The organism is Xanthobacter sp. YC-JY1 (assembly GCF_021730305.1).
GTDB classification, from domain to species: domain Bacteria; phylum Pseudomonadota; class Alphaproteobacteria; order Rhizobiales; family Xanthobacteraceae; genus Xanthobacter; species Xanthobacter flavus.
In genome coordinates this window covers 1,305,980-1,320,302 of sequence record NZ_CP032674.1, presented here as the reverse complement: position 1 = coordinate 1,320,302, position 14,323 = coordinate 1,305,980, and the positions used below count along the sequence as shown (strand labels likewise).

At 68.0% G+C, this 14,323-nt stretch carries 10 protein-coding genes; 4 read left to right on the top strand and 6 right to left on the bottom strand.

Features of this window, described 5'->3' with window-relative positions; translation table 11 throughout:
* Nucleotides 1-23: 23 nt before the first annotated feature.
* The gene (locus D7006_RS06155) at nt 24-950 is read right to left on the bottom strand and encodes a GGDEF domain-containing protein (RefSeq protein WP_237355940.1); all 927 of its coding nucleotides are present in this window, start codon (nt 948-950) and stop codon (nt 24-26) included.
* Between the two features lie 172 nt (nt 951-1,122).
* Here D7006_RS06155 and D7006_RS06150 point away from each other — a divergent pair, with 172 nt between their 5' ends.
* Entirely contained in the window at nt 1,123-1,794 is a 672-nt protein-coding gene (locus tag D7006_RS06150; protein WP_237355939.1) for a hypothetical protein, read from the top strand.
* Between the two features lie 69 nt (nt 1,795-1,863).
* Here the strand turns inward: D7006_RS06150 and D7006_RS06145 are convergent, their stop codons facing one another.
* On the bottom strand, nt 1,864-4,143 hold the full coding sequence (locus tag D7006_RS06145) for an NADP-dependent malic enzyme (RefSeq protein ID WP_229643216.1): 2,280 nt from the start codon (nt 4,141-4,143) through the stop codon (nt 1,864-1,866).
* Nucleotides 4,144-4,390: 247 nt separating this feature from the next.
* Between D7006_RS06145 and D7006_RS06140 the strand changes: the two genes are divergently transcribed.
* The gene (locus D7006_RS06140) at nt 4,391-6,430 is read left to right on the top strand and encodes a hypothetical protein (protein WP_237355938.1); all 2,040 of its coding nucleotides are present in this window, start codon (nt 4,391-4,393) and stop codon (nt 6,428-6,430) included.
* Nucleotides 6,431-6,477: 47 nt separating this feature from the next.
* Here the strand turns inward: D7006_RS06140 and D7006_RS06135 are convergent, their stop codons facing one another.
* Both D7006_RS06135 and aspS read right to left on the bottom strand, forming a co-directional pair.
* Nucleotides 6,478-6,921 (bottom strand): DUF2059 domain-containing protein, encoded by a 444-nt coding sequence (locus D7006_RS06135; RefSeq protein ID WP_237355937.1) that lies wholly within the window; start codon nt 6,919-6,921, stop codon nt 6,478-6,480.
* A 104-nt stretch (nt 6,922-7,025) separates the two neighbouring features.
* Complete coding sequence (gene aspS / locus D7006_RS06130) at nt 7,026-8,894, bottom strand: aspartate--tRNA ligase (RefSeq protein WP_237355936.1); 1,869 nt, start codon at nt 8,892-8,894, stop codon at nt 7,026-7,028.
* Nucleotides 8,895-9,197: 303 nt separating this feature from the next.
* On the opposite strand from aspS, the gene D7006_RS06125 reads away from it, so the two are divergent.
* Entirely contained in the window at nt 9,198-11,501 is a 2,304-nt protein-coding gene (locus D7006_RS06125) for an EAL domain-containing protein (protein WP_237355935.1), read from the top strand.
* A 66-nt stretch (nt 11,502-11,567) separates the two neighbouring features.
* Entirely contained in the window at nt 11,568-12,716 is a 1,149-nt protein-coding gene (gene rnd / locus D7006_RS06120) for a ribonuclease D (RefSeq protein ID WP_169122623.1), read from the top strand.
* Between the two features lie 21 nt (nt 12,717-12,737).
* On the opposite strand, the gene gmk is transcribed toward rnd, so the two are convergent.
* Both gmk and D7006_RS06110 read right to left on the bottom strand, forming a co-directional pair.
* The gene (gmk, locus tag D7006_RS06115; protein WP_237355934.1) at nt 12,738-13,433 is read right to left on the bottom strand and encodes a guanylate kinase; all 696 of its coding nucleotides are present in this window, start codon (nt 13,431-13,433) and stop codon (nt 12,738-12,740) included.
* 11 nt (nt 13,434-13,444) lie between these two features.
* On the bottom strand, nt 13,445-14,314 hold the full coding sequence (locus D7006_RS06110; RefSeq protein WP_237356862.1) for a YicC/YloC family endoribonuclease: 870 nt from the start codon (nt 14,312-14,314) through the stop codon (nt 13,445-13,447).
* Nucleotides 14,315-14,323 lie beyond the last annotated feature (9 nt).

Genomic DNA, 14,323 nt, shown 5'->3' with positions numbered 1-14,323 from the left:
GCGCGCCTGCCTTAGCCCCTGCCCTAGCCCCGTGCCGCCATCACCGCGGGCGGCGCCTCGCCGTCCACCTGGATGCGGTTGCGGCCGCCCATCTTGGCCATGTAGAGCGCGCGGTCGGCGCGGCCATAGAGATCGGTGAAGGTGGTGCCCGGGCCGCCCGTGGCGATGCCGGCGGAGAAGGTGTAGGCGAAATCAGGCCATTGCGGCAGCGGCCGCGACTGGCGCACCAGCGAGAGCATCCGCTCCACGATGAGCACCGCCTCCTCCGCCGAGGTCTGCGGCAGCACCAGCACAAATTCCTCGCCGCCAATGCGGCCGAAGCAATCCTTGCGGCGGATGAGGCCGTTGATGCGGGCGGCGAAGTCGCGCAGCACCGCATCGCCCGCGAGGTGGCCGACCAGATCATTGATATATTTGAAATTATCGAGATCCAGCACGCACAGCGCCCCGCCCAGGGCGCCCGGCGCGAGCATGTCGTCCACCCGCGCGGTGATGAAGCGGCGGTTGGCGATGCCGGTGAGGTCGTCGGTCTGCGCCTCCTTGATGGCGCGGTCGCGGGCCTGCCGCACATCCCGCCCGTCCGCCTTGAGGGTGGTGATGTCGCTGGCGATGCAGAGCATCCAGCCGGAGGCGGAGACGCTCTCCGTCATCAGCAGCCAGCGGCCGTCATAAAGGTCGGTCTCGAAGGAGCGGTAGGGCACCTTGCCCCGGCGCGAGGAGGTGGAGACCAGCCAGGCGTCGAAGTCGGGTGCGGCGATGATGGTGCCCCGCCGCTCGGCATGGTTGCGGCGCATGATCTCCGCCCAGGTGACCTCCTCCCCCGGCGCCAGGAAGAAGGCGGCCCGGAACGCGGCGTTGGCATAGCGCAGGCGATCGAAGGAATCGTACGCCGCCACCAGCACTTGCGTGGCGTCGTAGAGGGCAGCGAGCTGGTCGGGGACAAGGATCATACTGCAAGCATTATACCTGATGCTTGGCCGTTTGGGGGCGCAACGATCCCGGTTGCGCTGCGTGCTGCTGTCTCAGCCAAAGGGCGGGGGCGGCGCCATGGAAAGCGGCTTCGCGCTGCGGTATGGAGAGGGGTGGCGCGCTGGCGCGTCGCTCTGGAGGGTGCGCGATCCCATGTTTCCGCCCGGCTTTCCGTCCGGCCTGCCGTTCCTGGTGCCGCTGATGCTGGCCGCCTGCCTGATGGTGCCGGCCCACGCGCTCGAGGCCCAGTGGCCCGACACCGCCTCCGCCCGCCAGCAGGCGCAGGAGCTGGTGGAGGCGCTGAACGCCGACCTCCTCTCCCATCCGAGCGCCACCGCCACCCTGGAGCGCTGGTGCGCCACCCGCGGCATCTCCGATCCGTCCAAGGTGGTGGCCGAGCGGGTCTACGAGCGGGAGGGCGCCGCCCCCCCGGAGGTGCGCGCGCTGCTCGGCGCCGGACCCGACACGCCGGTGCGGCATCGCCGGGTGCGGCTGGTGTGCGGACCCACGGTTTTGTCGGAGGCGGATAACTTTTATCTGCCGGAAAAACTGACACCGGACATGAACCAAGTGCTGGACACCACCGATACCCCGTTCGGCAAGGTGGTGAGACCCCTCGATTTCCGGCGCAAAACCCTCGATTCCACGGTGCTGTGGATGCCGGCTGACGAAACCGGCTTCAAGCCCGCCCCCGGCGCCGCGCTGCCCCTGCCGGCCTTCGTGCTGAGCCACCGGGCGGTGCTGACCCTGCCCGACGGCACCCCCTTCAGCGCCCTGATCGAGCGCTACACTGCGGGCATCCTCGGCCCCCCGCCCTCGCGCTGAAGCGCCTCGCCGGGGGCCTTTCCCCCTCCCGCGCGGGGAGGAGGAAAGTTCCGTCTTTTCAGATGCTTGTCAGTCCGTCTGCGCCTCGGCGACGGCCACGGCGGTCATGTTGACCACACCGCGGGTCGTCACCGACGGGCCAAGGATATGGGCCGGCTTCGCGGTGCCCATCAGGATGGGTCCGACCGGCAGGGCATCGCCCAGCACCTTGATCATGTTGAAGGCAATGTCGGCCGCGTCGAGGTCCGGCATCACCAGCACGTTGGCCACCCCGGTCAGCCCGGAATGGGGGAAGGACTTCTTGCGGATATCTTCCACAAGTGCTGCATCCGCCTGCATTTCTCCGTCGACCTGAAGGTCCGGGTCGCGCTCGCGGATGATGGAGAGGGCCGAGCGGACGCGCTTGGCCGAGAGCGTCTCGTGGCTGCCGAAATTCGAGTGCGACAGCAGCGCCACCCGCGGCTCCAGACCGAAGCGGCGGACGTGGGCGGCGGCCAGCACCGTCATCTCGGCGAGGTCGGCGGCGGTAGGCTCGGTCTGGATCTGCGTATCGCAGATGAAGAAGTTGCCCTTGGAGGTGATGAGCAGCGAAAGCGCCGCCAGTTCCTTGACGCCGGGGGCGAGGCCGATGATGTCGCGCACCTGCCGGAGATGGCGCACGAAGCGGCCCTCGATGCCGCAGAGCATCGCATCCGCCTCGCCGCGATGGACAGCCAGCGCCGCGATCACGGTGGGATGGGTACGGACCAGCGTGCGGGCGGCATCCGGCGTCACGCCGCGGCGGCCGGCCACCTCGACGTAGTCGCGCACGTAGTCGCGGTAGCGCGGATCGTCCTCGGGATTGATGAGGTCGAAGTCCCGGCCGGGCTGGATGGAGAGGCCGAAGCGCTTCAGGCGGGTATCCACCACGCTCGGGCGGGCGACGATGATGGGCCGGGCGATGCCTTCCTCGACCACCGCCTGCACGGCGCGCAGCACGCGCTCGTCCTCGCCCTCGGCATAGATCACGCGCTTGATGGACTGCTTCGCCTTGGCGAACAGCGGACGCATGATGAAGCCGGAGCGGAACACGAAGGTATCCAGCCGGTCGATATAGGCGTCCATGTCGGCGATGGGACGCGTCGCGACGCCGGTGTCCATGGCCGCCTTCGCCACCGCCGGCGCGATGCGCAGGATGAGGCGCGGATCGAACGGCGAGGGAATGAGCGAATCGGCGCCGAAGGTGCGGCTTTCACCGCCATAGGCGCGGGCCACCACGTCCGACGGAGTCTCGCGGGCGAGCGCGGCGAGGGCTTCCACCGCCGCCATCTTCATCTCGGCATTGATGTCGGTGGCGCCGACATCCAGCGCGCCGCGGAAGATGTAGGGGAAGCACAGGACGTTGTTGACCTGGTTCGGGAAATCCGACCGGCCGGTGCAGATCATGGCATCCGGGCGCGCCTCGCGGGCGGCCTCGGGCATGATCTCGGGCATGGGATTGGCGAGGGCGAGGATGAGCGGCTTGTCCGCCATCTTCTTCACCATCTCCGGCTTCAGCACCCCGCCGGCGGAGAGGCCGAGGAAGATGTGCGCGCCTTCGATCACCTCGTCGAGGCTGCGCTTGTCGGTCTTCTGGGCATAGATCTCCTTGTAGGGATCCATGAGGGTGTTGCGGCCGTCATAGACCACGCCCTCGATGTCGGTGACCCAGATGTTCTCCTTCTTCGCGCCGAGCGTGACGAGGAGGCCGAGGCAGGCGAGCGCGGCGGCGCCGGCGCCCGAGGTGACGATCTTCAGATCCTCGATCTTGCGATTGCCGATCTCCAGCGCGTTGCGCACCGCAGCCGCGACGATGATGGCGGTGCCGTGCTGATCGTCGTGGAAGACCGGGATCTTCATGCGCTGGCGCAGCTGGGCTTCCACCTCGAAGCACTCGGGCGCCTTGATGTCCTCGAGATTGATGCCGCCGAAGGTGGGCTCGAGCGCGCTCACCACGTCCACCATGCGCTCGACGGTCAGGGCATCGATCTCGATGTCGAACACGTCGATGCCGGCGAACTTCTTGAACAGGACGGCCTTGCCCTCCATCACCGGCTTGCCGGCGAGCGGGCCGATATTGCCGAGGCCGAGCACGGCAGTGCCGTTGGAGACGACGCCCACGAGATTCGAACGGATGGTCAGCTCGGCGGCCTGCAGAGGATCGGCGGCAATGGCCTCGCACGCGGCGGCGACGCCGGGCGAATAGGCGAGCGCCAAATCCCGCTGATTCCCGAGGGGCTTGGTGGCCTGGATCTCAAGCTTTCCCGGCCGCGGCGTGCGATGGTAATAAAGTGCGCCCGAACGCAGATCATCGGAAATGTTGGACGCCATGCCCCTCCCCCTTCGTGAATAACGAACGTCGCGGAAAATCGGGCGGCAACCTAACTGCCACGCATGCTTATGTCACGGTGGACCGCACAAATTAGGTTATGTTGCGCACGCATGACGGGTCTGACGGGCGCAGGTGCCGCGATCTTGGGCGGGTCTGATGACTGCCCGCGACGTGAGCGCCCGGAATCCGGCCGTTTGGCCGCGCGGCAGGCGGTTTAATGCGGGCATTGGCCCGAAAGGAATGGACATGACCGAGGGGAAGGCGGGGCGCGGAATCGGGACGAAGGTCGCCGTTGCGATCGGTATCGTCGCCGTGCTGGGGGCGGGCGGCTGGTTCGGCTTCGCCGCCTGGTCGCGGGCCAAGGTGCGGGCGGAAGTGGACCAGGCGTTTGCCGGCATCCGCGCGGCTGGCAGCAAGGCCTCCTTCACGGATGCCGGCTTCGACCCCACTGACCGCGCCGTGACGGTCTCGGGCATCGCCATCGCCTCGGCGGACGGCACCGCCGCCGTGAAGATCGCCCGCCTCGTGGCGCGGGGCAGCGAGAAGCCCATCGACCGACGGGTGACGCTGGAGGCTCTCGACCTCGACGGCGTGGAAGTGACGCTCACCGGCGACGCCGCACAGGGCGGCACGGTCAGCTACAGCCTGCCGCAGGTGATGATCGACCGCTACAACGGTCCCATGACGCTGATCGCCGCTGGCGAAGGCGGCGGCGCCTATGGCGCCTTGCGTGTCGCCCTGCGCCAGCTGGCGGCGACCACCGCCGCCAAAGTGACGATCCCCGAGGCGCGCGTGCGCATGGCGCCGGCCGGCGCGCCGCCCATGGAGGCCACCTACACCAATCTCGCCGCCGAAGGCATCAATGCCGGCGCGATCCGCAGCCTCATCATCGACCGCTCGACCGCCGCCTATGTGCTGCCCGGCGCGGCGCCCGCCGACGGCCAGGGCACGCCGGCGAAGTTCAACCTGCGCATCGAAGGGCTGGTCGCCGCGCAGATCGACACCGCGCCGCTGCTGCTGATGACCCAGCCGGGCGGCCCCGCCGGCAAGGCCGCCGACGCCTATGGGCGCATCTACGGCAAGGTCGTCACCGGCCCCTACGTGATCTCCCAGGAAGGCGGCGCCACCCAGGGCGGCGCCTCCATGCTGATGGAGAATTTCGCCATCCGCCCCTCGGCCTTCGATGCCGGGCGGCTGGCGAAGTTCCAGGCGCTGGTGACGAAGCCGCCGGCCAATCCGTCCGTCGAGGACAGCCGCCGCGCCGCCGAGCTGCTGCGCGACACCATTGGCGGTCTCTCCTTCTCCACCATCGCGGTCACGGAGGCCTACACCACCGACAAGGGCGAGACCGGGCATGTGGGCCTGATCCGCATGGACGGCCTCGCCAACGGCGTGCTCGACGGGTTCGTGCTGGAACGGGCGGACGGCAAGACGACCGAAGGCGGCACCGGCAAGATCGGCCGCCTCGCCGTGCGCCAGCTCGATTTCAACCAACTGGCCGCGCTCGCCGCCGAGGCGCAGAGCCCCTCTCCCACCACGGCGCTGGTGCTGTTCCGGGTGATTTCGGGGCTCGATATCAAGAATCTGGAGGTCCCCTATGGCGAGGGGGACGCCAAGGACGAGCCGGTGAAGATCGGCAATCTCTCTCTGTCCTGGGGCGGGTCGCTGGGGGTGCTGCCGTCCTATGTGGACTTCGCGCTGACCGATGTTTCCGGGCCGATCCGGCCGGAGGATGGCGAGCCCTTCACCTATCTCATCAACGCTGGCATGAAGCGGGCCACGGTCTCCCTCGGCGCCAAGGCTTTCTATGACGTCAACGAGAGCAGCCTGACGCTGGCCCCCATCACCACCGAGGTGAAGGACGCCTTCCGCGTCACCATCGAGACCAAGCTGTCCGACGTGCCGCAGTCGGCCTTCTCCGACGCCGGCAGCTTCGTCAACGAGCTGCCGGCCATCGGTGCCGGCCCGGTGACGGTGACGTTGACGGACCTCGGGCTCGCCAAGCTCATGTACGCCCAGTTCGCCAAGGCCGCCGGGATGAGCGAGGCGGACTACCGCGAGCAGGTCCTCTCCCTCGCGGAGGCCTTCGCCGCCGAGATGGAGGAAGGCATGCCCGAGATGGCGCCGGTGGGTGCCGCCATGGTGTCGTTCCTGCGCAATCCGGGGACGCTGAAGGTGACGGCGAAGCCCAAGGGCTTTGTGCCCCTGATCGCCCTCGCCTCCTCGGGCGACCCGACGGTGCTGCTGGAGACTTTCACCTTCGAGGCGACCGCCACGGCGCCATGAGCGCGCATAGGCGATCGACGGGATGAACCGGCTTCAGGCGGCGCCCCTCAGCGGGGGCCGCCGGTCGTCGCGCTGAGAAAAGCCACCAGCTTCAGGATCTGCTGCTGAACGGCCATGTTGACCGCTTCCGGCGGATTTTCCTGCACCTGCACCATCTTCCGGCCGAGGGGGCTGCCATAGAAGGCGGCCAGCTCCTTGAGCTCGGACAGGCTGTAGGAATCGGCGTAATAGCCGGCGAAGACCCCCACGAGGTCCTCCCGGATGCTCGCGGACTCCGTCGTGAGCGCGGCACGCGCAGCGTCCCGCTTGTCGGCGGGAAGCTTCTCCGCCGCCTGGCCGATCATGCGGCCGAAATGCTTCTCAAGGCCGGGAACGACGGCAAAATCGACCACCTGCCGCGCCAGCGCGGCCTTGTCGGATGCCTCGTCCGCGTGAGCGGCGGCGGGAATCAGCAGTGCCGCGACGAGCAGCACCGCGCGAACGGTCTTCATGGGGCTTCCTCCCGAGGAAGGCCCTGCGCTCTCCGCGCAGGTGCCTCCCACAGGGCAGCTATGCCACCGAAGACGCCCGCCCTCTAGCCCCTTGGCCCGGTGCCTCAGCCCTTGGCCTGCGGCGCGGGGCGGATGTGGAGCTCGCGCAGCTGCTTCGGGCTCGCCTCGTTGGGCGCACCCATGAGCAGGTCGAGCGCCTGCTGGTTCATGGGGAAGATGGAGATTTCGCGCAGATTGGTGGTGCCGCACAGGAGCATCACGATGCGGTCCACGCCCGCCGCCATGCCGCCATGGGGCGGGGCGCCATACTGGAACGCGCGGTACATGCCGCCGAAGCGCTCTACCACAGTCGCCTCGTCATAGCCGGCCAGCTCGAACGCCTTCACCATGGCCTCGGGGCGATGGTTGCGGATGCCGCCGGAGGCGATCTCGTAGCCATTGCAGGCGATATCGTACTGGAACGCCTTGATGGTCAGCGGGTCCTGCGTGTTCAGCGCCTCAAGCCCGCCCTGCGGCATGGAGAAGGGGTTGTGGGAGAAGTCCACCTTCTTCTCCTCCTCCGAATATTCGTAGAAGGGGAAGTCGACGATCCAGGCCAGCTCGAAGCGGTCCTTGTCGACGAGGTTCAGCTCCTCGCCCACCTTGGTGCGGGCAAGACCGGCGAACTTGACGAACTTGTCCGGGTCGCCCGCCACGAAGAAGGCGGCGTCGCCGGCCTTGAGGCCGAGCTGTTCGATTAGAGCGCGCGTGCGGTCCTGCCCGAGGTTGTTGGCGATGGGGCCGCGACCGATCAGCCTAGGAAACGAAGGGTTGCCATCATCAGGAATGTCGACCTTTTCGAACGCCTTATCAACGGCCTCCCGAACAGACCCAGGCTCGGTGTGTTCCTCTAGGGCAACCATGATGTAGCCCAGCCCCGGCTGGCCCTCGCCCTGCGCCCACGAATTCATTCGGTCGCAAAAGGCGCGCGAGCCGCCGCCGGGGGCGGGGATGGCCCACACCTCGTTCTTCTCCACCTCCAGCATGCGGGCGAACACCTTGAAGCCCGAGCCGCGGAAATGCTCCGACACGTTCTGCATGACCAGCGGGTTGCGCAGGTCCGGCTTGTCGGTACCGTACTTGCGCAGGGCTTCCGCATAGGGAATGCGCGGCCAGTTCTTGGTCACCGGCTTGCCCCCGGCGAACTCCTCGAACACGCCGGTGATGACCGGCTCCATGGCGGCGAACACGTCTTCCTGCTCGACGAAGCTCATCTCCAGGTCGAGCTGGTAGAACTCGCCCGGCAGGCGGTCGGCGCGCGGGTCCTCGTCGCGGAAGCAGGGGGCGATCTGGAAGTAGCGGTCGAAGCCGCTCATCATGATGAGCTGCTTGTACTGCTGCGGCGCCTGCGGCAGCGCATAGAACTTGCCGGGGTGCAGGCGGCTCGGCACCAGGAAGTCACGCGCGCCCTCCGGCGAGGAGGCGGTGAGGATGGGCGTCTGGAATTCGAAGAAGCCCTGATCCTTCATGCGCCGGCGCATGGCGTCGATGATCGCGCCGCGGGTCATGATGTTGCGGTGGAGCTTCTCGCGGCGCAGGTCGAGGAAGCGGTACTTGAGCCTCGTCTCTTCCGGATATTCCACGTCGCCGAACACAGGCAGCGGCAGCTCTGCCGCCGGGCCGAGCACTTCCAGCTCCAGGGCATAGACCTCAATGGCGCCGGTGGTCAGGTCCGGATTCTCGGTACCCTCGGGGCGCGGACGCACCTTGCCGTCGATGCGGATCACCCACTCGGAACGCGCCTTCTCGGCGCCCTTGAAGGCGGGGCTGTCCGGGTCCACCACCACCTGGGTGAGGCCGTAATGGTCGCGTAGATCGATGAACAGCACGCCGCCATGGTCGCGGATGCGGTGGCACCAGCCGGACAGGCGGACGATCTGGCCCACCTCGGCGGTCGAAAGCGCGCCGCAGGTGTGTGAGCGGTAACGGTGCATGGGGTCGCCCTTTCAAGGCTGAACGGGGAAGACACGGGGCGAAAAGGCCCTGCAGCCCGGACGCCCGCGCGCAGGCCATTGGCGCGCACCGGACGCCCGAGGCGCCGCTTGCGCGCCGGGCGCCGCGTCACCGCGCGCCACGGCTCGAAAGTCCGCGTCTAAGGCGGGGCGAAGGTGCATGCGATCCCGCCCGTGTCAAGCGCGCAGTCTTGTTCAGCCATGTGCGAAGGATGTACGTTCGGTGCTGCCGTGTCTCAATTGATGGGTCGTGCGGGTGCGGGCGTGACGGAGAGCGAGGCCGGGATGGAGACGCCGAACGGGCGCGAGACCGGGCCGCAGGACGTGGCTGGACCAGCCCTACACGGGCCTTTGTGGCTGGCCCTGATTGCTGCGGCCCTGATCGGCTGCGTCATCGCCGCCACCAGTCTCCTCGTGACGAATCTGTGGGACGATGGGACCGCCGATCGCGCCCGTGAACTCGAAAACCTAGCCGTGACGCTGTCGGAACAGACCGCCCGGGCGTTCCAGAGCGTCGGCCTCATCCAGGACGACCTCATCACCCATGTCCGGGAAAGGGACATCGAGACACGGGCCCAGCTCACGGACGCCATGTCGACCGAAGACGTCCACTCCCAATTGCGGGAGAAGATTTCCGGGCTGCCCTTCATCGATGCCATCACCGTCATCGATCAGACAGGCCAGCTCCTCAATTTTTCGCGCTATTGGCCCATTCCCAAGGTCAACGTGTCCGACCGCGACTATTTCCTGGCCCTCGAAGGGATGAAGGGACCGGATATCTTCCTGAGCGAGCCGGTCCCGAACCGGGGGAGCGGCACCGTCACCATCTATCTCGCCAAGCGCTTCGCGAACAGTTCGGGCCGCTTCCTCGGCCTGGTGCTCGGCGCCATGGAGCAATCGTATTTCGAGCGCTTCTACGGCGGCATCCGGCTTGGACACGACGGCATGATCGCGCTGATCCGTTCCGACGGCGCGCTGCTCGCCCGCCATCCCGGCTCCGCCGGCGTGCCCCCACGCGATTCCGCCGTTCGTGCCCGGACCGCGGCGGCGGTGTTCGGGACCGGCCAGATGACCCAGCTCCCCGCCGGAACGCTGGATGAAAAGACTCGCATCGCTGCCGTCCACCCCGTGAGCGATCTGCCGGTGGCGGTGGTGGTGAGCGACAGCGTCGCCGCTCTGGATATCCTCATGTGGCAGCGCGCGACGCCGTTGATCGTCGCCGCCGGGCTGCTCTGCCTCACCATCGTTCTGGTCGCCTGGGGCCTCGGCCGGCATCTGCGGGACGAGCGAGCCTTCGCCGTGACCCAGCACGCCATGGCGCGGATCGACATGCTGACCGGCCTACCCAACCGCCTTGCCTTCGCCGAGCGCCTGTCCGCGCTGCTGAATGCGCGGGGCGGCGCGACGCCCTTCGCCCTGCTCTATCTCGACCTCGATTATTTCAAGGCCGTCAACGACACCCTCGGCCACGACGCCGGCGACACCATGCTGACCGAGCTCGCCGAACGTATCCGCACCATGCTCGGCCCGGACGATTTCTCCGCCCGCCTCGGCGGAGACGAGTTCGCCGTCGTTCTGGCGGGAGTGACGCACGAGGCCGAGGCGACGGAATTCGCCCAGCGCCTGATCGAGGGGCTGGGCACGCCGGTCCACATCGGGCTCCACCGGATCATCAGCGGCTGCAGCATCGGCATCGTGATGTCGCCGCGCGACGGGGCCGGGGTTGCCGAACTACTCAAGAACGCGGACCTCGCCCTCTACCGCGCCAAGACCGACGGCCGCGGCATCGCCCGAGTCTTTGTCGAGGAGATGGAACGCCTGGTGCGCGAGCGCCGCGAGATGGAGGTGGATCTCCAGACCGCGTGGCGGGAGCGCCAGTTCTTCCTGCTCTACCAGCCCATCGTGGAGGCCGAATCAGGCCGCATCGCCGGGTTCGAGGCGCTGTTGCGCTGGCGGCATCCCGAGCGCGGGCTGGTCAACCCGACCAGCTTCATCCCCATCGCCGAGGAAACCGGGCTCATCCTGCCGCTCGGCGCCTGGGTTCTCACCGAGGCCTGCGCGGCCGCAACCGCCTGGCCCGACGACCTGTTCGTCTCGGTCAATCTCTCGCCGATCCAGTTCCGGGGGGCGGAGGCCTTCCGGCAGGTGCGCAGCGCACTGGAAAGCTCGGGCCTCGCCCCCTCCCGGCTGGAGGTGGAGATCACCGAAAGCACCCTGCTGCACGAGGGGCCGATGGTGCGGGCGACGCTGGAGCAGTTCAGCGAGGAGGGAATCACCGTCGCGCTCGATGATTTTGGCACCGGCTACTCCTCCCTCGGATACCTCAGGACGCTCAGCATCGGCCGCATCAAGGTGGATCGCTCCTTCATCGAGCAGGTAGAGACCTCGCCGCAGAGCCTCGCCATCGTGCGCGCCATCATCGGCCTCGCCCGTACCCTCGGGCTACGCTGCACGGCCGAAGGCGTCGAGACCGAAGGCCAGCGCCGGCTGCTCACGGCCGAGGGCTGCTCGCATCTTCAGGGTTATCTGCTGGGCCGTCCGGGCTCCGCGGAGGAAGCCCTCCGCCGCGCCTGCGCTTCGGCCGCCTGACGCCTTTCCGACAACATCATGCCACATTCCGTTTGCCGAACGCGTCGGCGTGGGTATGTTTGACGGATGGACCCCATCACCTCGACCGAGGCGCTGGCAGCTGCCTGCGAGCGTCTTGCGCGACACCCCTTCGTCACCGTCGACACCGAATTCCTGCGGGAAAGCACCTTCTGGCCGAAGTTGTGCGTGGTGCAGGTTGCATCTTCTGAAGAGGCCATCCTCATCGATGCGCTCTCGGAGGGGCTGGATCTTGCCCCGTTCTACCGGCTCATGGGCAATGAGCGGGTGATGAAGGTATTCCATGCCGGACGGCAGGACATCGAGATCATCTGGCATCAGGCGCGCCTGATTCCCCACCCGGTGTTCGACACCCAGGTGGCGGCGATGGTTCTGGGGTACGGCGACAGCATCTCCTACGACCAGTTGGTCCAGCGCACTGTCGGCCACAGCCTCGACAAGTCCTCACGCTTCACGGACTGGTCGCGCCGGCCGCTGAGCCAGGCGCAGATCACCTACGCCATCGCCGATGTCACGCACCTACGGGACATCTACATCAAGCTCACGGCGGACCTCGACGCCCGAGGCCGCGGCGAGTGGGTGGGCGAGGAGATGCACGTCCTCACCTCCCCCGCCACCTATGAGCAGCATCCCGAACAAGCGTGGGAACGGCTCAAGTCCCGCGTCCGCAAGCCGCGCGAGCTCGCGGTGCTGGTGGAAGTCGCCGCCTGGCGCGAGCGGGAGGCCCAGACCCGCGACCTGCCGCGCGGCCGGGTCATCAAGGACGAGGTGATCGGCGAGATCGCCGTGCAGCAGCCGCAGACCCCGGAGCGCCTCGCGGAACTGCGCTCCCTACCCAAGGGCTTCGAGCGCTCGCGCTATGGCGAGGCGGTGCTGGAGGCGGTGAAGCGCGGTGTCGCCCGCGATCCGAAGACCCTGCCCCGCATCGAGCGCGACAAGCCTTTGCCCAACGGCGCCAGCGCCACCGTCGAACTTCTGAAGGTGCTGCTGCGCATGACGGCGGAGCAGAACGCCGTCGCCGCCAAGGTGATCGCGACAACCGAGGATCTGGAGCGCATCGCGGTGAGCGACGAGGCCGACGTGCCGGCTCTGAAGGGCTGGCGGCGGGAATTGTTCGGCGTGCACGCCCTCGCGCTCAAGGCCGGGCAGCTCGCCCTCGCCGTGGACAAGGGCAAGGTGGTGGCAGTGCAGAAATAGCCGCCACCGGACCAGCGGACCTCAGAGGTGGTCGCGCAGGCCCTTCACGAAGCTGGAAAGCCCGGTGAGCCGCCGCCGCTTCAGCCGCTCCGCCTGGAGGATGGCGGTGAGCTTGGCGAGGCTGTCTTCCACGTCGTGGTTGATGATGATGTAGTCGTATTCGGTGTAGTGGCTGATCTCGTCCGAGGCCTTGGCCATGCGCTGGTGCACGACCTCCTCCGAATCCTGAGCCCGCGACCTCAGCCGCTGCTCGAGATCGGCGGCGGACGGCGGCAGGATGAAGACCTTGACCAGATCCTGCTGCGCGCTCTCGCCCAATTGCTGGGTGCCCTGCCAGTCGATGTCGAACAGCACGTCCCGCCCGGCGGAGAGCGCCTGCTCCACGGCCCCGCGCGGGGTGCCGTAGAGATTCTCGAACACCGTGGCGTGCTCCAGCAGCTCGCCTTCGTCGCGCATCCGATGGAAGGTGTCGCGATCGACGAAGAAATAGTCCTTGCCGTGCTCCTCGCCCGGCCGCGGCGCGCGGGTCGTCACCGAGACCGACATGGTGATGCGGTCGTCGCTCTTCAGCAGCAGGCGGGACAGCGTGGTCTTGCCCGCGCCAGAAGGGGAGGAAAGCACCAGCATCAACCCGCGGCGCGCCAGAACCCCGGAGCCCGGCTTCCAGCCCGGCAGCGCGAAGTGCGACGACACGGAAGATGAGGCGGAGTTGGGCATCGCGGCGGACTTCACTCTAGGTTCTGGATCTGCTCGCGGAACTGATCCACGAGCAGCTTGAGGTCAAGCCCGATCTGCGTAAGCGCCACGGAATTGGACTTTGAGCACAGGGTGTTCGCCTCGCGGTTGAACTCCTGGGCGAGGAAATCCAGCCGCCGCCCGACCGGGCCACCCGCGGCCATCAGGTCGCGCGCCGCGGCGATGTGAGCGACGAGGCGGTCGAGTTCCTCGCGCACGTCGGCCTTGGTGACTGCGAGAATCGCCTCCTGGTGGAGACGATCCGGATCGAGGGAGGCAGCCTCCATCAGCACCCGCACCTGATCGGCGATGCGCGCCTTCACCGCCTCGGCCGAGCGCTCGGGCAGGCGCTCGGCGCGGGAGACGAGGCCTGTGATGGAATCGAGCCGCTCGGTGAGGACGGAGTTGAGGGCACTGCCCTCCCGCTCGCGCATGGTGCCGAGCTCGGCCAGCGCCCGGTCGAAGGCGTCCAGCACGGCGGCCATGAGGGCGCGGCGCTCCTCCTCGCTGTCCTCGGCCTCGGTGATTTCCACCATCCCCTTCACAGCAACAAGCGAATCAAGGGTCGGCGCGGCGGCGCCAAGGCGGCGCGCGCTCTCGGCCATGGCGCGGTAGAGTGCCTCGAGCGCCCCCTGGTTGACCCGGACGGTGGAGGCCTCGCCCTCGCGGGTCGCGGTGAGATTGGCGGCGACGGAGCCACGGGAGAGCACCTGCCCGGTGCGGCTGCGCACGTCCGATTCCAGTGCCTCGAAGCCGGGCGGCAGGCGCAGGCGCAGGTCGAGGCCCTTGCCGTTCACCGACCGCACTTCCCAGCCGAAGCGCCACGGCCCGTGCGAGCCGGAGACGCGGGCGAAGCCGGTCATGCTGGCGAG